This is a genomic window from Sphaerisporangium flaviroseum, assembly GCF_039537005.1.
Taxonomy (GTDB): domain Bacteria; phylum Actinomycetota; class Actinomycetes; order Streptosporangiales; family Streptosporangiaceae; genus Sphaerisporangium; species Sphaerisporangium flaviroseum.
In genome coordinates this window covers 1-26,215 of record NZ_BAAAZR010000008.1, presented here as the reverse complement: position 1 = coordinate 26,215, position 26,215 = coordinate 1, and the positions used below count along the sequence as shown (strand labels likewise).

Here is a 26,215-nt window from a genome sequence, read left to right as displayed (position 1 = left end):
GGCCTCTGGATCCGGGTCAGCCGACGACGACCTCGGGGCCGAGGGCGTCCTCGTCGTCGAGGTCGACATCGACGCCCATCTCCTCGGCCAGGCGAAGGGCCTCCTCGATGAGGGTCTCCACGATCTGCGACTCGGGCACGGTCTTGACGACCTCACCCTTGACGAAGATCTGGCCCTTGCCGTTGCCGGAGGCGACGCCGAGGTCGGCCTCACGCGCCTCGCCCGGGCCGTTCACGACGCACCCCATCACGGCCACCCGCAGCGGGACCTTCAGCCCGTCGAGACCCGCGTGGACCTGCTCGGCCAGGGTGTAGACGTCGACCTGGGCCCGCCCGCACGACGGGCAGGACACGATCTCCAGACCGCGCTTGCGAAGGTTCAGCGACTCGAGGATGCCGATGCCGACCTTGACCTCCTCGACCGGAGGCGCGGACAGGGAGACGCGGATCGTGTCTCCGATGCCCTCGGCCAGCAGGGCGCCGAACGCCACCGCCGACTTGATCGTGCCCTGGAACGCCGGGCCGGCCTCGGTGACACCCAGGTGCAGGGGATAGTCGCAGCGCATCGCCAGCTGCCGGTAGGCCTGGATCATCACCACCGGGTCGTGGTGCTTCACAGAGATCTTGATGTCGCGGAAGCCGTGCTCCTCGAACAGCGAGCACTCCCACAGCGCCGACTCCACCAGCGCCTCGGGCGTCGCCTTGCCGTACTTGGCCAGCAGGCGGGGGTCGAGGGAGCCGGCGTTCACGCCGATGCGGATCGGGGTGCCGGTGTCGGCGGCGGCCCGCGCGATCTCGCCGACCTTGTCGTCGAACTTCTTGATGTTCCCCGGGTTGACGCGCACGGCGGCGCACCCCGCCTCGATGGCCGCGAAGACGTACTTCGGCTGGAAGTGGATGTCGGCGATCACCGGGATCTGCGACTTGCGCGCGATCATGGGGAGCGCGTCGGCGTCGTCCTGCGAGGGGACCGCCACGCGGACGATCTGACAGCCCGACGCCGTGAGCTCCGCGATCTGCTGCAGCGTCGCGTTCACATCGGCGGTCAGCGTCGTGGTCATGGACTGAACCGAAACCGGCGCGTCCCCGCCCACCGGGACCGAGCCGACCATGATCTGCCGCGACACCCGCCGCTCGGCGATCGGCTTGCTCCGCACGGACGGAATGCCCAGATCAACAGATGTCATCTTTTCCAGCACCTTGGGTGTTCGACGACGCGCTCAGACCTCACCAGTCTAGGTAACTCCACGGACCACCGGGTTACGGATGCGGAGAAGGCGCTTTACCCCACCGTGGCCGTAGGGGTCGAGCGTTACCCGGCGGTCAGCTCGCGGGCTCTGGTGCGGGCCCAGGCGTCCGCGTCGAGCACCTCCTCGACCGTGTCGGCGGGTGAGACCGTGTGCTCGCCCACGACGGCGGCGACGGTGTCCACGATGCCGAGGAAGGGCAGCCTGCCTGCGAGGAAGGCGTCCAAGCAGACCTCGTTGGCCGCGTTGTAGACCGCGGGAGCCGTGCCGCCCTGGGACCCGACGTGCCGGGCCAGCGCCACCGAGGGAAAGGCCTCGTCGTCCAGAGGCTCGAAGGTCCAGGTGTGCGCCGTGGTCCAGTCGACGGCCCTGGCCGCGCCCGGGATCCGGGAGGGCCATCCGAGGGTGAGCGAGATCGGCAACCGCATGTCCGGCGGGCTCGCCTGGGCGATGGTCGAACCGTCCACGAACTCCACCATCGAGTGGATGACGGACTGCGGGTGGACCACCACGACGATCCGGTCGAAGGGGATGTCGAACAGCAGGTTGGCCTCGATGACCTCGAGCCCCTTGTTGACCAGCGTCGCGGAGTTGAGCGTGATCACCGTGCCCATGTCCCACGTGGGGTGCTTCAACGCCTGCCCGGGGGTGACCCGCGCGAGGTCGGAACGCTTGCGGCCCCGGAACGGACCACCGCTCGCCGTCACGATGAGCTGCCGCACCGCTTCCGGGTCGTACCCGGACGGGCCGGCGGCCCACAGGCACTGCGCGAGCGCCGAGTGCTCGGAGTCCACCGGCAGGATCTGGCCGGGACCGGCCAGCCGCTTCACCAGCGGGCCGCCGATGATGAGGGACTCCTTGTTGGCGAGCGCGAGCACCCGCCCCGCCTCCAGCGCCGCGAGGGTGGAGGTGAGCCCGACCGCGCCGGTGATGCCGTTGAGGACGATGTCGCAGGGCCACGCGGCCACCTCGGCGACTCCCTCAGGACCGGCGAGGATCGGCACCGAACCGATCGCCTCGCGCAGCGCGGGCACGGCGCGCTCGTCGGCGACGGCGACCACCTCCGGGCGGAACCGCTCGACCTGGCGGGCGAGCAGGTCGACCTGCCCACCGCCCGCCACGAGCCCGGCGACCCGGAAATGCCCCGGATCGCGCTCGATGACATCGAGCGCCTGCGTGCCCACCGAGCCCGTGGAGCCCAGCAACACGATCGATCGCGGCTCTGCCGGTCCCGGAAGCTCCGCCGGGCGCACGAGCTGGGACGGCCCGGCGGCACCCGGACGCTCGGACGGCCTGCCGGTGCCCGCGCGACCGGCTCGACCGGCGGTGCCCGCGAGCTCCGCCTCACCGGGCGCGCCCGCCGGATCGGCCTGACCTGCGTGCGGGACCGGGTCTGCGAGAGGGGTCTGCATGCTCCCCATTATCACGGTGACTCCCCCTGCCCCCTCCGCACACCACCCCGCGCCTCCTCACATCAGCGCCGCATCCACCCCTTCCCTGCGCCTTTTCCTCGCCCCGCCCCCGCATCTTCCTGACTTGACCCCTGCGCCTTCCTGGCACCGCCCGCCCACCACCGCCCCTCCCCCGGGCCGACCGCGCCGCCCGCCCGGCCGGGGCTCCGTACGAGCCGGCTCGGCGGGTGTGGCGCGTGCCGCGCCGGGGTGCCGTGCGGGCAGATTTCCGTCACCACAGCGACGGGTGAGGAAGCAGCAGCTAAATGCCCGAATCTCGTCATACCCGTCTCGGCGAATCGCGAGAAATGCGGCAATCAGCCGCACTACCTTCCCCCGTCAGGACATGGCACCCGATCAGAGCGGGAGCCGGGCACGAGCAAGCACCAAGCGCGCCGGTCCACGGACGGGCGCGACCCCGCGGGAGCGTGCCCGGCCGGCGCGATCATCAGCATGGAGGAAACGCATGCATCGCAAGGCACGACGTCTCATCCCCATCCTCGCGATCTCGCCCATGGCCGCAGCGGGGATCCTGCTGAGCGCCTCCACCGCCGAGGCCGCCAAGCCGTCCGCCCCGCCACGGCCCATCGTCCACGACGCGGCCGACAGCAAGACCGAGCAGCGCGTGGTCAAGCAGTTCTGGACCCCCGCCAAGATGGCCGCGGCCAAGCCGCTCGACCTCGTGAGGTCACGCGGCGGGCGCACGACGACCGCGCCGAGCGGCAGCGGCGGCGGGGTGGCGGTCAAGCCGGGGTCCAACAGCGTGAAGCGTGCCGACACCCCGTCCGACCCCAGCACCCCGGCTCCGTCCGTCACCCCGTCCGTCACCCCGAGCGCCTCCCCCTCGCCCAGCGCCACGCCGTCGCCACGGGCATCCCTGCTCGCGGCCCGGTCCTCCGGCAGCCCCTGGACCGCGGGCGGCACCATCGTGAAGACCGAGGGACGCGTCTTCTTCACCTACCAGGGGCGCAACGCCTCCTGCTCGGGCACCGCGGTCACCAGCGCGAACAAGAGCGTCGTCATCACCGCAGGGCACTGCGTGAAGCTCGGCGGCGCTTTCCACACCAACTGGGTGTTCGTCCCCGGCTACGACAACGGCAGCCGCCCGTACGGAACGTGGGTGGCCACCAACCTGCTGACCACGACCCAGTGGAACGCCAGTGAGGACATGAACTTCGACATGGCCGCGGCCGTCGTCGCCCCGCTGAACGGCCAGAACCTCGTCGACGTCGTCGGCGGCCAGGGCGTGGCCTTCAACCAGCCGCGCGGGCGTCAGATGTACGCCTTCGGGTACCCCGCCGGAAGCCCGTACAACGGATCCAGGCTCATCTACTGCAGCGGCAGGGTGTTCAACGACTTCCTCGTCTCCACCGACCAGGGCCTCACCTGCGACATGACCGGCGGCTCCAGCGGCGGCGGCTGGTTCCTGAACTTCAACGAGAGCACGGGAGCGGGCACCCTGAACTCGGTGAACAGCTTCAAGTACAACTTCGCGTCCTACTGGATGTTCGGCCCGTACTTCGGCCCGGAGGCCCAGGCCGTCTACACCGCGGCCCAGAACCAGGAGGCCACCTGATTTACCGAAAGTATCCGCAAGGCAACCATCGGTAGTCCAAACTCGGGAGCCATGACCCCGATCCTCCCCCTGATCGCCGCCGTGCCGCTCGTCGCCGGGCTGGTGGGCGCTCTGCCCACCGGCTCGGCGGCTCCCCGCGGAGCCGGCCAAGCCGTCATGAGGAACGAAAGGACATCCCTCTCCACCGCGGCCATCTCGTCGATCGCGTCGAGCGGTGTCGTCCAGCACATCGCCGCCCGCACAGGGGCCGAGCAGCGCCGCGTTCTGGACTACTGGACTCCCCGGCGGATGGCGCGGGCGCTGCCCGCGGGCGTGCTCGGCTCGGCCGCCCAGATCGGTGACGTCGCCTCCGGCGCGCTGCCTCTGCGCATCGCCGCCGCCGAGCCTGCGTCCGCCGCTTCGCCCGCGCCCTCCGCGTCGGCCGCGAGCGCGCCCCGGCTGAAGACCAGGGGCGCCCGGTGGGCGGCCGGAGGAGCGGTGACGCGCACCACCGGCCGGGTGTTCCTCACACTGAGCGGTGTCGACTACGTCTGCTCGGCGAGCGCCGTCAAGAGCAGGAACATGGACGTCGTCGTGACGGCCGGGCACTGCGCCAAGGACGGGGTGGGAGCCTGGGCCGAGAACTGGACGTTCGTGCCCGGATACGACGCGGGCCGCCGGCCCTACGGCGTCTTCACCGCCCGGCGGATCTTCGTCCCCGAGCCCTGGTCGGCGAAGGGCGACGACAGCTACGACCTGGCCATGATCGCGGTCAATCCCTCCGACCGCCGCCACCTGAACGAAGCGGTCGGTGGCCAGGAGATCGCGTTCGACGTGCCGCGCGGCAGGCCCGCGTTCGGGTTCGGCTTCCCCGCCGACCCGCCCTACGACGGCCGGCACCTGATCTACTGCGCGGGCGAGGTCCACCGCGATCCCCACAAGCAGACCCACGACCAGGGCATGCGGTGTGACCTCACGGCCGGGTCGAGCGGCGGCCCGTGGCTGAGCTCGTTCGACCCCGCCACCGGGCAGGGCGTCGTCACCTCCGTCAGCAGCTTCAAGTACAGCGACGACCCGGCCACCATGTACGGCCCCTACTTCGGGGCGCAGGCCCGTCAGATCTACGAGGCGGCCCAGAACGCCTGACCCCGGCCTCGCCTCACACGAAAGGGCTCCCCAGGCGGCGGACCGCCCGGGGAGCCCCGCGTACGCGTCGGATCTAGAGGGTGAGGCCGGTGAGGACCATCACCTTCTCGTAGGTGAAGTCCTGCATGGCCGAGCGCAGGCCCTCGCGGCCGATGCCCGACTCCTTGACGCCGCCGTAGGGCATCTGGTCGGCGCGGTACGACGGCACGTCCCCGATGATGACCCCGCCGACCTCCAGTTCCTTGTTGGCTCGGAAGGCCACGTCGAGGTCGCGGGTGAACACGCCGGCCTGCAGGCCGTACTTCGAGTCGTTGACCGCGGCGAACGCCTCGTCCACCGAGGCCACCGGCTGGATGACCAGCACCGGGCCGAACACCTCCTCCCGGATGACCTTGGAGTCCTCCGGGACCTCGGACAGCACGGTCGGCGCGACGGTGGCGCCCTCACGGCCGCCTCCGGCGAGCAGGCGTGCCCCGCCGGCGACCGCCTCGGCCACCCACTGCTCGACCCGCTTGGCGGCCTCCACCGATACCAGCGGGCCGACCTGCGTCTTGTCGTCGGCCGGATCGCCGACGACGAGGTTCTCGACGGCGGCGACGAGCTTGGAGGTGAACGCCTCGGCCACGGACCGCTCGACGATCACCCGCTGGACGGCGATGCAGCTCTGGCCGGCCTGGTAGTTCGAGAACAGCGCGATGCGCGTGGCCGCCCAGTCGAGGTCGGCGTCGGCGAGTACGACGGCGGCGGCGTTGCCGCCGAGCTCCAGCGTGACGTGCTTGCGCGGCACCTGGTCCTTGATGGCGAACCCGACAGGGCCGGAGCCGGTGAACGACACCACCGGAAGGCGCGGATCCTCCACAAGAGCGCCGGCGCGGTCGTTCGGCACCGGAAGGACCGAGAACATGCCCGCGGGCAGCTCCGTCTCGGCGAGGAGCTCGCCGAGCAGCAGCGCCGAGAGCGGCGTCGCCGGAGCGGGCTTGACGATCACCGGCGCGCCGACCGCGATGGCGGGCGCGACCTTGTGGGCCACCAGGTTGAGCGGGAAGTTGAAGGGCGTGACGGCCAGCACCGGCCCGTACGGCTGGCGCGACACGTAGGCCAGGCGGCCGTTGGCTGCGGCCTCGGTGTCGAGCCGCTGGACCTCACCGCTGAAGCGCCGGGTCTCCTCGGCCGCGAAGCGGAAGGTGGCGACCGCGCGGCCCACCTCACCGCGCGCCCAGAAGATCGGCTTGCCGTTCTCCGCGCTGATCAGCTGGGCGATCTCTTCCGCGCGCTCGGACAGGCGGCGCGACACGTGGGCGAGCGCCTCCGCCCGCACGTGGATGGGCAGGGAGGCGGCCTCCTTGCGGACCGCGTGCGCGGCCGCCACGGCCTGCTCGACCTGATCGGGGGTCGGCACCGAGCCGACGCCGACGACACGGCCGTCATGGGGGTTGGTCACCGTGAGCTCGGCGTCGCCCGTGGCGGGCGAACCAGCGAGCCAGAAGGGGCGTACGTCCATGTCCCCGACGGTATGCCACCAGATCACCGATGGCGTTACTCCAGTACGGACAAGCGGCCCCACTCACCACTACATTCCGCATAAGGCACGTACTTTCCCCTTTCTATAACAGACATGCCGCGATTTCAGGATGTTTTCTGTTGCGTGACGGTTTGAAGGTCTCGACACGTGGTTAAGTCACCTTGCGGGTCCGCGCGGGGATCCTTAGGGGAGAAGGGGCTGGGTCACTCATGGGTTCGCCGGCGCCGCTCGGTCTCCAAGGGGCGTACGCGCTTGGCAATCAGACTTCTCAGGACGAACTACGCGCGCGTCTCATCGCCGTCGCAGGAGAGCTTCTGCTCACCCAAGGGGCCGACAGCCTCACGATGCGGCGTATCGCCACCGAGGCCGGATGTTCCACCACGGTCGTGTACACGATGTTCGGCAACAAGGAGGGCCTCGCCGAGGCGCTCTATCTGGAAGGCTTCGAGCGATTCCGGCGCCGGCTCGCGGCGGTTCCGCGCCACCCCGACCCGCTGGAGTACCTCACCTCTCTCGGACCCGCGTACCGCGAGGCCTGCCTGGCCGAACCGGGTTACTACAGCGTGATGTTCGAGAAGGCGATCCCGAGCTTCGAGCCGAGCGAGCGGGCGCGCACCCTGGCCAGGGCGGCGGTCAACATCCTCGATCGCGCCATCGCCGACTGCATCTCCGCCGGCTATCTCGTCCCCACCCAGCCCCGCAAGATCGCCGACTGCCTGTGGGCGGCGGCCCAGGGGGCCGTCAGCCTCGAACGCGCCGGGCACCTCAGGGACGACCGCGTCTACGCGTCGGTCACCATGGCGGCCATCAGCCGCTACCTGGTTCATAAAGACACCATCCCGATGGCCTTCTAGCGGTCCCGGTCCCCCGGCGCGGGTCCGGGGGGCCCGCCCGCCGACAGCGCGATCCACAGCTCGGCACGGGCCGCGGGATCGTCCAGGTCGCGCCCGAGCAGCTCGCCCACCCGCCGCATGCGATAGCGCAGGGTGTGCCGGTGGACGCCGAGCCGCTGGGCGGCGGCGTCCCAGTGGCCGTTGCAGGCGAGGTAGGCACGCAGGGACTCCACCAGGTCGGCGCGCGAGCCGTACTCCCGGAGCGGGGCCAGGAGCGAGGTGGCGAAGCCGGAAAGCAGGCCCGGATCGACCAGCGAGAGCAGTCCCTGACCGGCGAGGTCGGAGAAGCGCATGACGGGGGCGGCGGAGGCGAGGGCCCTGTTCGCCTGGTCGAGAGCGGTGGGCAGCCCGGCGAGCTCGGCCGGCCCGCTGATCCCGACCCGGCCGGCCGTGGCCGCCATCCCGGCGAGGTGGTCGGCCCGCTCCGCCTCGGCCAGGACGACCACCAGCGTGCCCCACGGCGCGGCGAAGCCCGGCAGCGTGTCCAGCAGTTCGTCCGCGTCGCGCGGCTCGCAGGCAAGTACCACGAGCGGGCCCGTGGGCAGCCCGCCGCCGACCATCTCCGCGGTCTCCTCGGCGGCCCGCCGATCGCCCGCCAGCAGCAGGCTCAGCACGGCGGACCGCACCCGCCGCACGGCGGCGAGCTGGTCCCTGCCCTGTTCGAGGGAGAGGGTGAGCAGCGAGTTGGCGGTGTTGACGACGGTGTGCCCGACAGGCGAGAACGACCGTCCCGAGCCGACGGCGAAGAACCCCCTGACGCGCCGCTGGTCACCGAGCGGCTGCACGATGACGTGTTCGTACGGCCCGGAAAGCGCCAGGCTCGCGGGCGAGCCGGGGGCGCGTAGCCGCTCCAGGTCCTCCTGGACCAGCCCGGCGCCCTCGACGGCCCCCTCGCCGGCCGTGTGGAGCACCGCTCCCGACTCGTCCAGCAGCACGGCCCAGCCGTGGATCTCCTTGGCCAGCCGCTCGACGACCGCCTTCCTGCCGCCGGTCTGGAGCGCGGCGCGGGTCAGCCGCCCCTGGGCGGCGAGGGCGTTGCTCAGCTCGTCGTAGCGCTCGGCCGCCAGCAGCTCGCTGACGGCCTTGCCGACCGCGATGAACGGCGTCTCCCTCGGTACCTCGACCAGCGGGAGCCCCGCCCGGGCGGCGACCTCGGTGAACTCAGGGGGGACACGGTCATGGCCGAGCCCGACGCCGAACCCGAGCCCGGCCACCCCCCGGGCGACGAGCCGGGAGATGTACGGCTGAGCGTCTTGCGCACCCAGCCGCATCCCGATGGTGAGCACCAGCTCGTCGCCCTCGAGGAAGGGCGTGGGATCCTCCAGCTCGCTGACCGCCACCCAGCGCACGGGCCGGTCCAACGCGCACTCCGCCGCGAGCACCCGCAGGCGCAGCGGCGCCATCGCCACCAGGCGTCGCAAGGTCGGAGCCATCCAGCCCCCAGGGACGGTCGGTACTTGTACAACCTGGACAAGGAGAACGGCAATATTGTGACATGTCGCCAGGTCGGCAGGCGGGGGTGGTGGCCGTACCGTCGCAAGCATGAGCATCGAGCGCGACGTACACCAGCAGCCGGGCGTGCCTTCGCAGCCCATAACGCAAGGCGGCCCCTCACTTCCCCAGGAGCGACGCCTGGTCACCGAGGTCCCTGGCCCGAAGTCGCGGGAGATGTTCGCTCGCAAGCGGTCCGCCGTGCCGCCGGGCATCGGCACCACGCTGCCGGTCTTCGTGACGCACGCCGGTGGCGGCGTGGTGGTGGACGCCGACGGCAACTCGCTGATCGACTTCGGCTCGGGCATCGCGGTCACCACCGTGGGCAACGCCGCGCCGCGGGTGGTCGAGCGGGTGCGAAAGCAGGTCGCCGCCTTCACGCACACCTGCTTCATGGTCACGCCGTACGAGTCGTACGTCGAGGTCTGCGAGAAGCTCAACGCGATCACCCCTGGCGACCACGAGAAGCGCTCGTTCCTGCTCAACTCCGGCGCGGAGGCCGTGGAGAACGCCGTCAAGATCGCCCGGCACGCGACCGGCCGCCAGGCCGTCGTGGCGTTCGACCACGGTTACCACGGCCGGACGCTGCTCACCATGACCCTGACAGCGAAGAACATGCCGTACAAGCACCGGTTCGGCCCGTACGCCCCCGAGGTGTACCGCATGCCCATGGCCTACCCCTTCCGGTGGCCGACGGGCCCGGAGAACTGCGCCGAGGAGGCGGCGGCGCAGGCCATCGACGCGATCAACAAGCAGATCGGGGCCGAGAACGTCGCCGCCATCGTGATCGAGCCGATCCAGGGCGAGGGCGGCTTCATCGAGCCGGCCCGGGGCTTTCTGCCCGCGCTGGTGGAGTACGCCAGGGCCAACGGCATCGTCTTCATCGCCGATGAGGTGCAGACCGGTTTCGCCCGTACCGGTCACCTGTTCGCCTGCGAGGACGAGGGCATCGTGCCCGACATCATCTGCACGGCCAAGGGCATCGCAGGAGGCCTGCCCCTCGCCGCCGTGACCGGCAGGGCCGAGCTTCTCGACGCCGTGCATGTCGGCGGCCTCGGCGGCACCTACGGCGGCAACCCGCTCGCCTGCGAGGCCGCGCTGGGCGTTCTGGAGACCATCGAGGCCGAGAACCTCGTCGAGCGGGCGCGGCGGATCGGCGACCTCATGCTGCCGAGGCTGAGGGCCCTGGCCGAGCGCTTCGACATCATCGGCGACGTACGCGGGCGGGGCGCCATGATCGCGATCGAGCTCGTCGTGCCCGGGTCGAAGGAGCCCGACGCGGCCGTCACAGGAGAGATCGTCAGGCGCTGCCACGCGGAGGGCCTGGTCGTGCTCACGGCGGGCACCTACGGGAACGTCCTGCGCTTCCTGCCGCCGCTCTCCATCTCCGACAACCTCCTCGAAGAGGGGCTGGGCATCCTGGAGAAGGCCATCTCGGCCGTTTAGGAACGCACCAAAAGGGGCACCCGGCTTGCTGTCGGGTGCCCCTTTTGTCATACACGGCGGGCGTGATGCTCGCGATTTAACCCGTCCTTGACATCGACCTAGTCGATCACAGCGCGTAATGGGGCTATAACGGTTCGGGTACGAGACACTCGATCAGCGGGAGCGTGATGAGCTGGGAACCGACCGGAGCGGCACGGCTCAATCTGACGTTCGACCCAGAAGATCTCACCGGGCCGCAGCGCGACGGGGACGCCTGCGTGGTCTGCCACAAGAAGTGGCCGCGACCTCGGGTGCGAGTCGGCAGGCTACCCGACGACGCACCCGTTGTGGCCTGCGAAGACTGTGCCGAGGCCCTGCTCCCCGGAACCCCGGCGCCACGGCGCAAGCCCTCCAGGAGAAGAGCCGTGTTCCCCTGAGCTGACCGCGCTCACCGCCCTCCACCAGGACGCCGCCCGCCCGCATCATCACTCACCTGAGCGCTCGCTGAGGTCACTGCTCCCGCAGGTGCCAGGGGGAGCCGTACTCGTTCAGCAGGTCGAGGAACGGGACCGGGTCGAAAGCCTCGGGACCCAGCACGCCCCGGCCCTTCCAGGTTCCCCGGGCGAGCAACTCCAGCGCGACGACGGGGTGGACGGCCGTCTGCCAGACCACGGCCTGGGCGCCGTACTCCCGCATCGACCACTCGTTGTCCACGACGTGGTACAGGTAGACCTCACGGGGCCGGCCGTCCTTGCCGACGCCCTTGACCCACGTGCCCGCGCAGGTCTTGCCGCGCATGCGCTCGCCGAGGGTCGCAGGGTCGGGCAGGGAGGCCGCCACGACGTCACGCGGCGACACCTCGACGCCCTTGACCCTCACCGGCTCGGTGGAGTCGAGGCCGAGCTTGTGGAGCGTGCGCAGGACACCGATGAACTCGTCGCCGAGGCCGTACTTGAACGTCACCCGGCGGGCGTTCACCCAGCGCGGCACCAGGAGCACCTCTTCGTGTTCCACGTTCACGCACTCCACCGGGCCGATGCCCTCGGGGAAGTCGAAGACCTCCGGCTCGCTGAACGGCTCGGTGGTGTGCCAGTCGCCGTTCTCCCAGATGACTGGCGGGTTGAGGCACTCTTCGATCGTCGTCCAGATCGAGAAGGTGGGGGCGAAGGTCTCCTCCCCGTCGGGGCCCTCGACGACCAGGTCGGCTCCGTCCCGGATGCCGATCTCGTCGATGCTCTCGAAGAGGTGGTCGGCCGCGTACCTGGCGAACACGTCGGCCAGGCCCGGTTCGACCCCCATGCCGACCAGGGCGATCCGGTCCTTGGCCTCCCACTCGGGCGAGAGCGCGAACTGCTCGTCGCCGAGCTTGACGCCCGTCAGCTCGTACGGCCGCGAGGGGTGCGGCCGGGAGAGGGACATCGCCATGTCGAGGTAGTGCGCCCCGGCGTTCAACGCCGCGCGGAACAGCGGCATGTCGAACCGCGGGTCCACGGCGTTGAACAGGACATCGCAGTCGTGCTCGCGGAGCGCCGCCTCCACCGCGTCCTGGTCCGAGGCGTCCAGCCCGATGGCGCTGAACCTCGCGTCCGCCGGCGAGGTCGCTTCGGCGGCCCCCTGTCCCGGCTTCACCTGTTTGGAGACCACGGCCTGGGCTCGTGAACGGTCATAGTCGGCGACGACGATGTGGTCGAAGAAGTCTCGGCGGGCGGCGATGGGGACCACTGCGGAACCCACGCCACCAGCGCCTACGAGCAGGATGCGCATGCCAGCGACCGTATCAACTGACTGGTTGGCCATTCAACCTGTAGGCGGTGCCAAATACCGGAACAGCGACGGAATCCGTTGCGAATCTCCCGCCGACCTGCCGGAAACCGAGTTCCACGGCCCTCACCGCCACGGATCGCCAGAGCCGGCTAGAGGTGGTCAGATCAGGCGTCGGATGAAATGAGGAGGCGCTCCGGAGTCGGGGGGAGCATCCGGAGCGCCTTGGCGGGCGGCGCCCAGCGGGGGAACGGGCGCGCCCGCGGCCTTCTGGCGCCCATTGGTAAAGCCCGCCCCGTCTACTTCACGAGCTGCTGCCATCTGGCGGCCCACTCGGCATAGTCGGTGCATTCCCCGTCGCGGCCTTCGCAATCGCTCACCGGGCGGACGGCAAAATGGATCTTCTTCAGCCACGCGGTGTCGCCCACCCGGTAGCCGGCGCAGATGCGCGAGGCGCGCTCGGTCTGCCGCCTGGACTTCTCGGTCTCGTAGGACTTCTTGGGAGCCCAGGTGCACGCATCGGGATTGGCGGGTGCCAGCCCGTTCCACACGGCCGCCTGCTGCTGCACCTTCGCGGAGCCGATCCAGTCGAGCCATTTGTACGCGCAGTTCGGCGAGGGCGCCTGCGCCGAGACCATCCAGGAGTCCACCCAGCCGGTCGTCGGCCCATCGTCGAGGACCTTCACCGGCCAGCCGGCGCCGCGCAGGAGGTCGAGGTGGTACGGCAGGGCGCGCCCCATGCGCACGGACTCGCCGGCGAAGCCCTGCAGCGCGTCGATCGGGTCCTTCCAGAAGGACCGCTCGACGCCGCGCCGCTCGGTGATCAGCGCCATCGCCGCGTCGAGCTGGCGCGGAGTCAGCTCGAACGGGTCCTTGACGCCCAGCTTCGGCCGCTGCTTCTTCAGCGCGAGAGCGGCGTCCGCGATCGACAGCGGGCTGTCCCGGAACATGACGGGCCCGCGATCGGAGTAGATCGTGGCCCCCTTCCCCGGATGTGTCCTGGCACTGTCGTAGAGCGTCATGTACGACCCCCAGAGGTACGGCAGGCCGTACACCTGATCGCCGCCGGCCGTGGCCGACCGCTGCGATCGCAGCCACTGGGGAATGTCGTCGTAGCCGGGGATGAGCGAGGTGGTGAGCGGCACGACCTTCTTCTCGGCGATCAGGCGCCCCGCGATGTCGGGAGGCGCGGACACGACGTCGTACGCCGTCTGCGCGAGAAACTTGTCCATCTGGTCGCTCGCCTGGGGGAAGCGGAGGTTCACCCGGCAGCCCGTGCTGCTCTCGAACGGGCCCACCCAGTTGAACTGCGGATCGCTCCCGCCGTACTCGGCGTAGCCCCGGTAGGTCAGCACGGTGACCGAACCCTCCAGCGGCCCCAGTGCCTTGGGCGAGACGAGCGGGGAGGGGCTGACGGAAGCACTCGGCGGAGCCGCCGAGGGGCTGTCGGAACCCGTCGCCGTCGGGGTGGGTGCGGTGGGGGTCGCGGTCGTGGTGACGCCGGGGAGGGCACGCGCGGGTGCGAGGCCGGACCGCTGCGCGGCGCCATCAGGCCCGCCGCACCCCGCGAGCGCGACGGCGGCCGAAGCGAGCAACGCCGTGAGCCCGGAACGGCCTCGCCTCACCCTGGTCACGCCGGCCCCCTTGTCTCCGCGCTTTCCCGGGCAGCCTATCGGCCCGCGCCGGCACCGAGCCTGCGCCTACGCCGGGGAGCCGGCCCGCCAGGAGGACGGGCCGGCTCGGTGCCGCGGCCACTTGCCGGTGGGTAACCCGAGGTTCACGCCCACTTGTGGGTGGGACCCCGAGGTTCACGCGGGTCCCCGAGGTTGACGTGGGACCCGAGGTTCACGCGGGACCCCGAGGTTCACGCCTACTTGTTGGTCGGGAACCCGAGGTTCACGCCGCCGTGGCTCGGGTCGAGCCAGCGTGAGGTGACGACCTTGCCGCGCGTGTAGAAGTGAACGCCCTCGGCGCCGTGGACATGGGTGTCGCCGAAGAGCGAGGACTTCCAGCCACCGAAGCTGTAGAAGGCCATCGGCACGGGGATCGGCACGTTGATGCCGACCATGCCGACCTCCACCTCGTTCTGGAACCGCCGGGCGGCGCCTCCGTCGTTGGTGAAGATGGCGGTGCCGTTGCCGTACTCGACGTCGTTGATGATCTGCAGACCCTCGTCGTAGGAGGAGACCCGCACCACCGACAGCACCGGGCCGAAGATCTCGTCACGATGGACCGCCGAACCCGGCTTGACCTGGTCGATGACCGTGGGCCCGAGCCAGAAGCCGGGCGTCTCCGCGGCGGTCGCGCCACCCTTGACCAGGGTCTCGCGCCCGTCGACCACGAGCTTGGCGCCCTCGGCGAGCGCCGTGTCGAGGTAGGAGGCCACCTTGTCGCGGTGTGCCCCGGTGACCAGCGGGCCCATCTGGGCGTCCGGGTCGTCGCCGGGACCGATGGTGAGCGTGCTCACGCGCTGCACGATCTTGTCGACCAGCTCGTCGCCGACCGGGTCGACGGCGAGGACCACCGAGATGGCCATGCACCGCTCCCCCGCCGAGCCGAATCCCGCGTTCACCGCGGCGTCGGCCACCAGGTCGAGATCGGCGTCGGGCAGCACGAGCATGTGGTTCTTGGCTCCGCCGAGCGCCTGCACCCGCTTGCCGTGCCTGGTACCCGTCTCGTACACGTATCGGGCGATGGGCGTGGAGCCCACGAACGAGACGGCGCGTACGTCGGGGTGTTCCAGCAGCCGGTCGACGGCGACCTTGTCACCCTGGACGACGTTGAACACGCCGTCGGGCAGGCCGGCCTGCTTCCACAGCGACGCCATCAGCAGCGCCGCCGACGGATCACGCTCGGACGGCTTCAGCACGAAGGTGTTGCCGCAGGCGATCGCGATGGGATACATCCACATCGGGACCATCGCGGGGAAGTTGAACGGAGTGATCCCCGCCACGACCCCCAGCGGCTGCCTGATCGAGAACGAGTCCACATTCGTCGAGACGTTCTCGGAGAAGCCGCCCTTGAGCAGATGGGGGATGCCGCAGGCGAACTCCACGACCTCCAGCCCGCGCGCCACCTCGCCCAGCGCGTCGGAGTGCACCTTGCCGTGCTCGGCGCTGATGAGGGCCGCCAGCTCGTCGCGATGGCCGTACATCAGCTCGCGGAAGCGGAACAGCACCTGCGCCCGCTTCATCAGCGAGGCGTCCCGCCACGCGGGGAACGCCGCGGCGGCCGCGGCCACCGCCGCGTCGACGTCCTCGGGGCCGGCCAGATGAACGTGACCGCCCACCTCGCCGGTGGCCGGGTTGAAGATCTCCGCCCGCCGGGCGGAGCCCCCCGCCACCTCGGCGCCGTTGATCCAGTGGGTGACCTGCTTCGCCGGCCGGCCGTGCGTCACTTGCCCGTCTCCTTGTTGATCGTCTCGAGTGCGGCGAGGATGATGCCCAGTCCCTCGCGCGCCTCGTCGTCGGTGAGCGTCAGCGGCGGTGCCATCCGCAGCACGTTGCCGTACAGGCCGCCCTTGCCGGCCAGCAGGCCGAGCTTCTTGGTCTCCTCCATGAACCGCGCGGCCAGCGCCGGCGCCGGGGCGCCGGTGGCCGGGTCGACCAGTTCCAGGGCGAACATCAGCCCCTTGCCCCGGACGTCGCCCACGATGGGCAGGCGGCCCCTGGCCTCGCGCAGCCCGTCGATGAGGATCGCGCCGGTGATGGCGGCGCGGGACTGGAGGTCGTTGTCCAGCACGTAGTCGAGGGTCGCGTTGGCGGCCGCCATGGAGATCGGGTTGCCGCCGAAGGTGGCCAGGCCGATGGCGTGCGGAGCGTCCATCAGGTCGCCCCGGGCGACCACGCCTCCGACCGCGAACCCGTTGCCGAGGCCCTTGGCGAAGGTCATCATGTCCGGCGTCATCCCGTGGTTCTGGATGCCGAAGAAGGCCGACCCCGTACGGCCCCACCCGGTCTGGACCTCGTCGGAGATGAAGAGGATGCCCTCCTCGTCGAGGACCTCCTTGTAAGCCTTGAACAGGCCGTCGGGGGCCATGGTGAATCCGCCGACACCCTGGATCGGCTCGGCGATGAGCGCGGCCACGTCGTTGGACACGGCGGTGGCGAGCACGTGGCGCAGGTCCTCGACGCAGGCCTTGATGTAGTCGGCGTCCGACATGCCACCGAACTGCGGCAGGTGGCGGTCGGCGCCGTGCAGGAAGTGCACGTTGAACGGCGAGAGGGAGTTGTTCTTCCAGGCGCGGTTGCTCGTGACCGACAGCGCGCCGAAGCTGCGGCCGTGGTAGCTCTGCCGCATGGCGAGCACCTGGTCGGACTTCCGCACGTACGTCGCCAGCAGCAGGGCCGTCTCGTTGGCCTCGGTGCCGGAGTTGGTGAAGAAGACCTTCGCGTTCTCGATGCCCGACAGCCTGGCGATCTTCTCGGCCAGCTCCACCTGGGCGCGGAGCAGGTAGACGGTGCTGGTGTGCACGACTCCGGTGGCGAGCTGGCGCTCCACCGCCTCACGGACCTCGGGGACGTCGTACCCGATCATGTTGGTGAGGATGCCGGCGAAGAAGTCGAGGTAGGTGTGGCCCTCGGCGTCGACGACGCGGTTGCCCTTCCCTCGTACGATCTCGATGGGCTCGTCGTAGTAGAGAGACAACCAGTTGGGCATGACCGCACGATGGCGCGGCAGAAGGTCCGACATACTCCGATTATGGCTACTTATAGCCACCGCTCCCACCTCCAAGGTGTCGGCACACCAGCACTTCACGTTACATGCTGCAAATCCCAAGCTATTAATGTCCTGAAGGTATATCTACCTGATGTCTAGACATATTCTCAGGGTCACGCGACGGGCTGGGGCTGCGGCTCGGCCACGGGGGCCGTACGAGGCCGCAGGACCGTGAAGGCGAGCGCCGCGGCGGCGACCGTGAACGCGACGCCGACCCACGACCCGAGCGACATCGCGGACACGAAGGCGTCCCTCGCCGTCCTCGCCAGGCCCGGATCTCCCAACTCGATGGCGGCGCCGATCGAGTCCCTGGCCGCGGCCGGAGCGCTCTCGGGCATCCGGGCGGTGTAGACCCCGGCGAGCACGCTGCCGAGGATCGCCACACTCAGCGCCATGCCGACCTGCTGCACGGTGTCGTTGAGCGCCGAGCCGACGCCCGCGTGCTCCTGCGGCACCGCGCCCATCAGCGTCGCGTACGCGGCCGGTCCCGCCAGGCCGCCGCCGACCCCCATGATCAGCAGGCCGGTGATGAGCATGCCGTACCCGTCGGACGGATCGATGAGCGCCAGCACCACGAACCCTCCGGCCAGCACCAGCAAGCCCAGCGCGATCAGCACGCGGTTGCTGACCCGCTGCCCCAGCCCGGCGCCGACCCCGTTGAACACCGCCGCCGCGACCGCGTACGGCAGCAGCGCGAGACCCGCCTTCATGGGCCCGTAGCCCAGCACGAACTGCAGATACTGGGTGAGCATCAGCAGCAGCGCCCCCGTGCCGAAGGACATCAGCACGATCGAGAACGACGCGCCGCTGAAGTTCCGGTCGCGGAACAGTGACAGCGGCAGCATCGGATGGTCCGACCGTCGCTCCCAGAGTACGAACCCCGTGAGCGCCACCACGCCCACGGCCATCGCGACCAGCGCCCGGGGGGAGGTCCATCCCTCGCGGGGCGCCGCGATGACCACGTAGACCAGCGCGGTCATGCCCACCGTGGACAGCAGCGCGCCGAGGGGGTCCGTACGGCGGGCCGGGGCGCGGGACTCGGGCATCAGCAGCACCGCGGCCAGGATGGCGACGGCGGCGATCGGCACGTTCAGCAGGAACACCGAGCCCCACCAGTAGTGCTCCAGCAGGAAGCCGCCAAGTGTCGGCCCCACGATCACGCCGACCATGGCGACCGCGCTCCAGGCCGCGATGGCCTTGCGGCGCTCGGAGTCGTCGAACACAGTGACCAGGATCGACAGCGTGCTCGGCATCAGGAACGACCCGCCCACGCCCATGAGCGCGCGGGCGCCGATCAGCTGCCACGGTTCCTGGGCGAGCATCGCCACGACCGAGGCCCCGCCGAACAGGGCGAGCCCGATGATCAGGAAGCGCCGCCGCCCGTACCGGTCGGAGAGGCTTCCCGCCGTGAGCAGGAGGCCGGCGAAGACCAGGATGTAGGCGTCGATGATCCACTGGACGTCCGCCGGCCCGGCCCCGAGCTCCCTGACGAGGGAGGGGATCGCGAGGTTCAGCACCGTGTTGTCGACGACGAGCACCAGCAGGCTCAGGCACAGTACCCCGAGGATCCACCACCGCCGGGGATCTTTGGTCCCCGTGTCGCCGCTCTCTTCTCGTACACCATTCGAGTTCACTCGCACAGCGTACGATAGTACTCGGACGGTGTGCGAGAGATTTATCCTTGGGCGAACGAAGGAGATTCTCACGTGCCTGGTAAGCCCCGGTTCACCTCGGTCTGGGCCCGCGAACCCGCGCCGAAGCGCGCCCGGGAGCAGCCTGCGCTCAGCCGCGACCAGATCGTCCGGGCCGCGCTGGAGCTGCTCGACGCGGAAGGCCTGGAGGCGCTCAGCATGCGCAGGCTCGGCGCCCGGCTCGGTTCAGGGGCCACCAGCATCTACTGGCACGTGGCCAACAAGGAGGAGCTGCTGGAGCTCGTGCTCGACGAGGTCTACGCCGAAGCGCGGGTTCCCGTCCCGGCCGAGTACGGCTGGCGCGACGTGGCCGCGGTGTTCGCCTACGGCCTGCGCGGCGCGATGATCAACCATCCCTGGTCGGTCACGCTCGTCGGCTCGATGCCCAGCCTCGGACCGAACGCCCTCGCCGCCGCCGACAAGCTGACGAAGGCGTTCGAGCTCGCCGGCTTCTCCGGCATGAGCCTTGACCACGCCGTCTCCGCCGTCCTGGCCTACACCCTCGGCGCCACGATGCCGGAAGTGAGCTGGATGAACACCATCGGCCGCGCGAACGTGGACACCGAGGCATGGATGGAGAGCATGCGCCCCCAGATGCAGGTCGCCGCCGCCGACTATCCCGAGTTGCTGGCCCGCTACAAGAGCTTCGAGAACGTCGACATGACGACGTCGCGGAACCTCTGCTTCGACTTCGGCCTGGTGTCCATGCTCGACGGCCTGGAGGCCCGGCTCCGCCAGCGCTGAGCATCGTCACCACCGATCGGCGGTCCACCACCACCGACCACCGCTGACCATCGTGAAGACCTCTGCCGGCGACCGGCCCGGACTCGACAGTGTGTCAGGTAGTGAGAGGTCGGTCTTACATATTGATCGGCTAGGCTCGGACATATGCTACCGACCCTCAGCGACGTCCTGGCACTGGACGCCGTCCGTCGAGGCAGCCCGCAAGTGGTCGCGGGTGCCGATCGGCTGGACACGCGCGTGCGCTGGGTGCATGTCGGGGAGGTCAGCGACATCGCACACCTGCTACGCGGCGGCGAGCTCATCCTCACCACCGGCGTCGCCCTCCCCGACGAGCCCGACAAGCTGGCCGACTACATCGCCGACCTGGCCTCCGTGGGCGCCTCCGGGCTCATCGTCGAGCTGGGCCGCAGGTTCATCAAGGAGTTGCCGCGTGCGGTCGTCGAGTCGGCGGAGACCCACGGCCTCCCGCTGGTCACGCTCGCCCGCGAGACGCCTTTCGTGCAGATCACCGAGTCGGTGCACGCCCGCATCATCGACATCCAGTTGGAGGAGCTGCGCGCCTCCGAGCAGCTCCACGAGGTGTTCACCGAGCTGTCGGTCGAGGGGGCCTCGCCCGCCGAGGTGCTGAGCCAGGTCTCCCGCCTGTCGGCCCGGCCGGTGCTCCTGGAGAACCTGGCGCACCAGGTCCTCGCCTGCGAGTTCGCGGGCCGCGACACCGGCATGCTCCTGGCCAACTGGGAGACCCGGTCGCGCGCGGTGGCCCCACATGAGCGCACCGCCTACGACCCGTCGTCCGGTTGGCTGGTGACCATGGTCGGCGCGCGTGGCCACGACTGGGGGCGGCTCATCCTGATCTGCGAGGCGACGCCCGGGCCACGCGACATCGTGCTCGCCGAGCGGGCCGCGACCACGCTGGCGCTCGGCCGGCTGCTCGAACGCCACCAGGAGAGCCTCGAGCGGCAGGCCCACGGCACGATCATCACCGGCATCCTGACCCACGCCTACTCCGACCCGGAGGAGGCGGCGGCCCGCGCCCGCGCCGTCGGCGTCCCGCTCACCGGCCGGAAGCTGATCAGCGTGGTGCTCCGGCTCACCGACTCCAATGAGACGGCGCTCAACCTCCAGGCCCAGCTCGGCGAGCTGGCCGAGGCCACGGCCGCCGCCTGCCGCGACGCCAGGCTGCCCGCCCTCGTAGGCGCGCTCGACCAGAACCGCATCGGCGTCCTGCTTCCCCTGCCGCCCCGCACGCTGGCCGAGGGCGCCCTCACCGCCCTCGCCGACCGGCTCCGTACGGCCTTCGCCGCCCCCTTCGTCCTTGCCGCCGGCTCCGTCGTCGACTCCATCCGGGACGTACGCCGCAGCTTCCTCGAGGCCGAGCAGGTCGCCGAGGCCGCCGCGCGCCAGCCCGACCGGCGTCCGTTCTACCGGCTGCCCGACCTGCGGCTCCGCGGCCTGCTCCACCTGCTCCGGGACGACGCCCGGCTGCAGACCTTCGCCGAACGCGAGCTGGGGCCCCTGCTCGCCCACGACGCCCACCGCGGTGGCGACCTGACCGGCATCCTGCGCACCTACCTTGACGCCGGGCGCAACAAGGCCGTCGCCGCCCAGCGCGCCCACCTGTCACGGCCGGCCTTCTACGACAGGCTCCGCCGCCTCGAGCGCATCCTCGACACCGATCTCGACGACGTCGACTCCTGCCTGTCACTCCACGTCGCCCTGCTGGCGCTGGAGTCGTTCCGAAGGGAGAGCCGTTGAGCCTCGGCGACGTCACCGCCATGCGGGCACGTGACCACGGCATCGTGATCGGCACCGGCACCCCCGGATCGCACAACGCCATCACCGACGTCGCGGGGGTCCGGGTGGGCCACACCACCCTCATCCACGGCGACGGGGCCCGCGTCGTCGGGCAGGGCCCGGTGCGCACGGGCGTCACGGTGGTACTGCCGCATGGCGGTTCGGCGTTCGACGAACCGGTGTACGCGGGCTACCACTGGCTGAACGGCAACGGCGAGATCACCGGCATGGCCTTCCTCGACGAGTTCGGCATACTCGGCTCACCCATCGGGCTGACCAACACCGCCTCGGTGGGCGTGGTCCGCGACGCCCTCGTGGAGATCGAGGTGGCGTCCCTGGGCAAGGGCCGGCAGGCCTGGTCTCTGCCGGTGGTCGGCGAGACCTGGGACGGCACGCTGAACGACATCGACGGCCGGCACGTCAGGACCGAGCACGTGAAGGCGGCCTATCACGCCGCCTCGACCGGGCCGGTCGCCGAGGGCGGGGTCGGCGGCGGCACCGGCATGATCTGCCACGGTTTCAAGGGCGGCATCGGCACCGCTTCCCGGGTTCTGGGCGAGGAGGACGGCGGCTACACCGTCGGCGTGCTCGTCCAGGCGAACCACGGCGCGCGAGAGCGCCTGACGGTCAACGGCGTCCCCGTGGGCCGCGGCCTCGACGACGTGCCGAGACCCACGCCGCCGAAGTTCGAGGGTGCCGGGTCCATCATCGCCATCGTCGCCACCGACGCGCCGCTGCTTCCCCACCAGTGCCGCAGGCTCGCCCAGCGGGCCGGTCTGGGTGTCGCCCGTACGGGCGGCGCCGGCGAGAACTCCAGCGGCGACGGCTTCCTGTGCTTCTCCACCGCCAACCGCAACCTGCCGGCCAACGTGCTCGACGCCGACCCGCCGCGCACCTTCGACGTGACGGTCCTCGCGGACGACCACATCGACCCGCTGTTCTACGCCGTGATCGAGGCGACCGAGGAGGCCATCGTCAACGCCCTGGTCGCCGGACAGACCATGACCGGCGCCGACGGTGTCACCGTCCACGGCCTTGAAGGGAAGCGGCTCGCCGAACTGGTGAGGTGACCCGGCGCCGCGCAGGCCGGTCGGGCGGACAGGCCGTCTCCGCTCTCGCGGGGGGGCGGTCAGGCGCCGCATTCAGGGGCAGACGGGTGGGCCGGTCAGGCGCCGCTTTTTCGGCCTGTCTCGGCGTGCGCCGCGTCGTCCGCACAGACGTACGCATCCCAACGGCGGGGGCGGGCCATGATCACTCCGACGATGAAGCCAAGGCTCATGCTCGCCAGAATTATGAGGAAAAGAACGTTGAGCCCCATGACGGGTGCCTCTCAAGGAAGGTGTGCCGCCAACTCCGTGATTGCGGCCTAACGAACCGTAACGCCGCATTGTGGGGCCCCGCAGGCGATCGTGGCGCGCTGACCCGGAATGACCAGGCTATTGACCCGATTTACGTAGCCCCTTGCGGCCAACCCCGCGACCCGTGTCCGGACGCAAGGCGGTGACGCGCTCAACGGAAGAGGCGTGACGGGCGGCCTGGCCTGGCGCGTTGGGCGAATACGGACCGTGGCCGCTCGTTTCGAACACGGGAAGACGGCCGGTTACATTCTCGTAGACGTTGGCGTGTTTACCCGTACTTGGTGAGTCCTTGCCAAGACCATGGTGCATCAAGGATTGAATCACCCACGGGAGCCCTTGATGCCACGTCGCCTCATCGCCGGTCTTGCCGCCCTGTCGCTGCTCGCGACCGCCGCCCCCGCACCGGCGAACGCGGATTCGGTCAGCTCGAGGCTGCCGACGGCGAGCTTCCCGCTGGGGCAATCCGGCGCCGTCACCCAGAAGCAGAAGGCGGTCGCGGCGGGCATCGACCTGTTCACGGTGGTCCATGGAAAGCCCACCGACGGATACACGGTGTCGCTGCTCATCAAGGGCAAGGATTACGGCACCCAGGCGGAGGCGGAGGCCGCGGCGGAAACGGCTCGGGGCGCGGGATTCGAGGCAGGCGTCCAGCAGTTCACCCGGCCCGGCGTAGCCGACTATCCCGAGGGAAGCGGCTATACGGCTCGCATCGGCTTATGGACTCTGAAAGAGCGCAGCAAGGCCGAAAAGGTGGTAAAGCAGCTCAAAGATGCCAATATCAAGGCAAAGGTCGACTACCTCGGGGATGACGGGCTGCAGACCACCGGCCCGTGGAACCTGCGAGTGCTCACCGTCGACCCCCGTGCCTTCCGCGGCTCCTACCACGCCAGCATCGGAGCGAACGTCGCCAAACGGGAGACTCCATCCTCGATGGCGAAGCGAGTCGGCGCGATCGCCGCGGTCAACGGCGGATTCTTCAACATCCACACCGCGAAGAACCTCCGAGGCGAGCCGGTGGGCATCTCGGTGGTCGACGGCCGCCTGCTGAGCGAAGCCGTCGTGGGCCGCAGCGCGCTCATACTCAAGGGCCGCACCGCGCGCATCACCGAGGTGAAGAGCACGACCACCGCGACCTCCTCCGACGGGGAGAAGTCGACCATCAACGGCGTCAACCGTATGGCCGGGCCGGACGAGCTCGTGCTCTACACCGAGGAGTATGGCGCGAAGACCCCCGCCGACGACGGGGCGGAAGCCGTCCTGGACGACAAGGGCCAGGTGCTGGAGCTTCGCCCGGCCGGCGGCAAGGTCCCGCGCGGCACCCGCGTACTGCACGGCACCGGGATCATGGCCGACTGGGTCTGGTCGCACGCTTGGGAGAAGTGGAGCCTCAAGGTCACCACCAAGGTGACGGACCTGCGCACCGGCAAGGGCATCCCGCTCACCCCCGAAACCAGCATCATCGGCGGCGGCGTCGGCCTGGTCCGTAACGGCCACGAGCGCATCACCGCCAAGGCCGACGGTCACGCCAACGTGAACATGATCCTCCGGCGGCATCCTCGCACCATGGCGGGCGTCACCAAGTCGGGCAAGCTGATCCTCGCCACGGTCGACGGCCGTAAGCCGGGCGTCACCGTGGGGGCCTCCATGGTCGAGGCCGCGCAGCTGATGCTCTGGCTCGGCGCCCGCCAGGCCATCAACCTCGACGGCGGCGGCTCCAGCGCGATGGTCGTCAAGGGCAAGGTGGTCAACCACCCCTCCGACGGCGCCGAACGCGGCGTAGGCGACGCCCTTTTGATCCTTCCCTAAGACGGCGTGGTCGGGGTCAAGGCTGAAATGGCGTGAGGTCTGTGGCGGTGAGAACGACAAGAACCGCTGGGAAGAACGGCCGACCAGAATAGGCCCCGACTCACCCGCCCACCCCGGGGGTGCCCGCCGTACTCGGCGCCGCAATTCACGGCCCGGGCAGGGGAGGTGATCGACACCCACATCAGCCGCAACCCGACCACCGGCGAGCATCAACGGCCGGAATGGTCGGCCAGAAGGGGCCCCGACTCACCCACCCACCCCAGGTTGCCCGCCGCACCACGGCACCGAGATCACCGCGTCACCTCCCACCGCCTCGGCACCGCAACACACCACCCGAGGCGCCGAAGGTGATCAACGCCCGCATTTCGCCGCGACCCGACCATCGGCGAGCATGAATATGCCGAAGGGTCGGCGAGAATGGGCCCCGACTCGCCCACCCACCCCCGGTCCCCACCGCGCATCGACATAACCTTCACCGCGACACCTCCCACCGCCTCAGCGCCCCAATTCAAGGTCCGGGCAGCGGAGGGGATCGGCGCCGGCATCGCCCGCGACCCGAGCCTCAGCGAGCATGAACCGGTGGAATCGTTCGGTGAGGAACTCATGGAATGGCTTGGTGAGGAACCCATGAAATGGTTCGGCGAGAATGGGCCCCGGCTCGCCCACCCGCCCCTGGTTCCTCGCCGTAGACGGCGCCGGATTCACCGCCCCGCCTCCCGCCGCGTCGGCGCCGCAAGTCACGGCCCGGGCACCGGACGTGATCCGCGCCCGTCCCCTCGACCACACCACCAAGACCTCACCACAATCCATCCCTGTGGCCGTCTTCAAGATCCGTGCTGGCGATCGTGTCTCGTCGCGATGGGCTCGCGGCCGGTAGTCCCCGTTCCATGCGGGACTTCCCAACCGGCGCCCGGTAGACCTTTAGCCGGCGCCGATGCGGCGGGAAGCGGGGCGGCGAATCCGGCGCCGTTTACGGCGGGAAACGGGGGTGGGCGGGTGAGCCGGGGCCCATTCTCGCCGAACCATTCCATGAGTTCCTTGCCGAACCATTCCACCGGTTCATGCTCGCTGAGGCTCGGGTCGACGGCCCGCGGGCGCGGATTACCTCCGGTGCCCGGGTGGTGTGGTGCGGCGCCGATGCGGCGGGAGGCGGGGCGGCGAATCCGGCGCCGTTGTGCGGCGGGCCACCTGGGGGTGGGTGGGTGAGCCGGGGCCCATTCTCGCCGAACCATTTCATGGGTTCCTCACCAAGCCATTCCATGGGTTCATGCTCGCTGAGGCTCAGGTCGACGGACCCAGGGCGCGGATTACCTCCGGTGCCCGGGTGGTGTGGTGCGGCGCCGACGCGGGGGGAAGCGGGGCGGCGAATCCGGCGCCGTTTACGGCGGGAAACCTGGGGGCGGGTGGGTGAGCCGGGGCCCCTTCTGGCCGGAGCTTGTTGATCGATTGCTCACCACTGCCGGCGGGAGCCCGCCGGCTCCCGGCTGGGGTGGTTGGACGCCAGCCATTGAGGCCGTGTCAAAGGATGACGACGAACCGTTGCAGGCGGTGGCCAACGACGAGGTGCTCGGCGGACATGACGAGGGGGACCTGGACGGTGAAAAGGGGTTCGG

17 protein-coding genes are annotated in these 26,215 nt (G+C 70.2%); 8 read left to right on the top strand and 9 right to left on the bottom strand.

The genetic code is table 11. From position 1 onward, the window contains the following. Positions 1-16 precede the first annotated feature (16 nt). Entirely contained in the window at positions 17-1,186 is a 1,170-nt protein-coding gene (gene ispG / locus ABD810_RS16515) for a flavodoxin-dependent (E)-4-hydroxy-3-methylbut-2-enyl-diphosphate synthase (protein ID WP_344940094.1), read from the bottom strand. A gap of 125 nt (positions 1,187-1,311) precedes the next feature. Beyond that, a complete protein-coding gene (gene dxr, locus ABD810_RS16510; RefSeq protein WP_344941950.1) occupies positions 1,312-2,454 on the bottom strand; it encodes a 1-deoxy-D-xylulose-5-phosphate reductoisomerase in 1,143 nt (380 codons plus the stop codon). 709 nt (positions 2,455-3,163) lie between these two features. Between dxr and ABD810_RS16505 the strand changes: the two genes are divergently transcribed. Both ABD810_RS16505 and ABD810_RS16500 read left to right on the top strand, forming a co-directional pair. Then, on the top strand, positions 3,164-4,273 hold the full coding sequence (locus ABD810_RS16505) for a trypsin-like serine peptidase (protein ID WP_344940090.1): 1,110 nt from the start codon (positions 3,164-3,166) through the stop codon (positions 4,271-4,273). 51 nt (positions 4,274-4,324) lie between these two features. Beyond that, positions 4,325-5,398, top strand: a complete 1,074-nt coding sequence (locus tag ABD810_RS16500) for a trypsin-like serine peptidase (protein WP_344940087.1) — start codon at positions 4,325-4,327, stop codon at positions 5,396-5,398. Positions 5,399-5,471: 73 nt separating this feature from the next. On the opposite strand, the gene ABD810_RS16495 is transcribed toward ABD810_RS16500, so the two are convergent. Further along, complete coding sequence (locus tag ABD810_RS16495; RefSeq protein WP_344941947.1) at positions 5,472-6,899, bottom strand: aldehyde dehydrogenase family protein; 1,428 nt, start codon at positions 6,897-6,899, stop codon at positions 5,472-5,474. 230 nt (positions 6,900-7,129) lie between these two features. Between ABD810_RS16495 and ABD810_RS16490 the strand changes: the two genes are divergently transcribed. Then, complete coding sequence (locus ABD810_RS16490; RefSeq protein WP_344940085.1) at positions 7,130-7,774, top strand: TetR/AcrR family transcriptional regulator; 645 nt, start codon at positions 7,130-7,132, stop codon at positions 7,772-7,774. On the opposite strand, the gene ABD810_RS16485 is transcribed toward ABD810_RS16490, so the two are convergent. Continuing rightward, positions 7,771-9,246, bottom strand: coding sequence for a PucR family transcriptional regulator (locus ABD810_RS16485; RefSeq protein ID WP_344940082.1), 1,476 nt, complete (start codon positions 9,244-9,246; stop codon positions 7,771-7,773). The genes ABD810_RS16490 and ABD810_RS16485 overlap by 4 nt on opposite strands. Positions 9,247-9,355: 109 nt before the next feature. On the opposite strand from ABD810_RS16485, the gene gabT reads away from it, so the two are divergent. Continuing rightward, complete coding sequence (gabT, locus tag ABD810_RS16480; protein ID WP_344940079.1) at positions 9,356-10,750, top strand: 4-aminobutyrate--2-oxoglutarate transaminase; 1,395 nt, start codon at positions 9,356-9,358, stop codon at positions 10,748-10,750. A gap of 489 nt (positions 10,751-11,239) precedes the next feature. On the opposite strand, the gene ABD810_RS16470 is transcribed toward gabT, so the two are convergent. From ABD810_RS16470 to ABD810_RS16450, 5 genes are all read right to left on the bottom strand, one after another. Then, positions 11,240-12,493, bottom strand: a complete 1,254-nt coding sequence (locus ABD810_RS16470; protein ID WP_344940073.1) for a saccharopine dehydrogenase family protein — start codon at positions 12,491-12,493, stop codon at positions 11,240-11,242. A 296-nt stretch (positions 12,494-12,789) separates the two neighbouring features. Next, the gene (locus tag ABD810_RS16465; RefSeq protein WP_344940070.1) at positions 12,790-14,124 is read right to left on the bottom strand and encodes an extracellular solute-binding protein; all 1,335 of its coding nucleotides are present in this window, start codon (positions 14,122-14,124) and stop codon (positions 12,790-12,792) included. Positions 14,125-14,360: 236 nt separating this feature from the next. Further along, the gene (locus ABD810_RS16460) at positions 14,361-15,887 is read right to left on the bottom strand and encodes a CoA-acylating methylmalonate-semialdehyde dehydrogenase (protein ID WP_344940067.1); all 1,527 of its coding nucleotides are present in this window, start codon (positions 15,885-15,887) and stop codon (positions 14,361-14,363) included. Next, a complete protein-coding gene (locus tag ABD810_RS16455) occupies positions 15,884-17,182 on the bottom strand; it encodes an aspartate aminotransferase family protein (RefSeq protein WP_344940064.1) in 1,299 nt (432 codons plus the stop codon). The genes ABD810_RS16460 and ABD810_RS16455 overlap by 4 nt, the downstream gene beginning before the upstream one ends. 140 nt (positions 17,183-17,322) lie before the next feature. After that, complete coding sequence (locus tag ABD810_RS16450; protein WP_344940061.1) at positions 17,323-18,843, bottom strand: MFS transporter; 1,521 nt, start codon at positions 18,841-18,843, stop codon at positions 17,323-17,325. Between the two features lie 72 nt (positions 18,844-18,915). On the opposite strand from ABD810_RS16450, the gene ABD810_RS16445 reads away from it, so the two are divergent. The 4 genes from ABD810_RS16445 (at position 18,916) to ABD810_RS16430 (ending at position 24,602) form a co-directional block, all read left to right on the top strand. Continuing rightward, positions 18,916-19,644, top strand: a complete 729-nt coding sequence (locus ABD810_RS16445) for a TetR/AcrR family transcriptional regulator C-terminal domain-containing protein (protein ID WP_344940059.1) — start codon at positions 18,916-18,918, stop codon at positions 19,642-19,644. A gap of 144 nt (positions 19,645-19,788) precedes the next feature. Continuing rightward, entirely contained in the window at positions 19,789-21,399 is a 1,611-nt protein-coding gene (locus ABD810_RS16440; RefSeq protein WP_344940056.1) for a PucR family transcriptional regulator, read from the top strand. Then, on the top strand, positions 21,396-22,508 hold the full coding sequence (locus ABD810_RS16435) for a DmpA family aminopeptidase (RefSeq protein WP_344940053.1): 1,113 nt from the start codon (positions 21,396-21,398) through the stop codon (positions 22,506-22,508). Before ABD810_RS16440 ends, ABD810_RS16435 begins: the two co-directional genes overlap by 4 nt. Positions 22,509-23,135: 627 nt before the next feature. Then, positions 23,136-24,602, top strand: a complete 1,467-nt coding sequence (locus tag ABD810_RS16430; protein ID WP_344940050.1) for a phosphodiester glycosidase family protein — start codon at positions 23,136-23,138, stop codon at positions 24,600-24,602. The last annotated feature ends 1,613 nt before the right edge of the window (positions 24,603-26,215 follow it).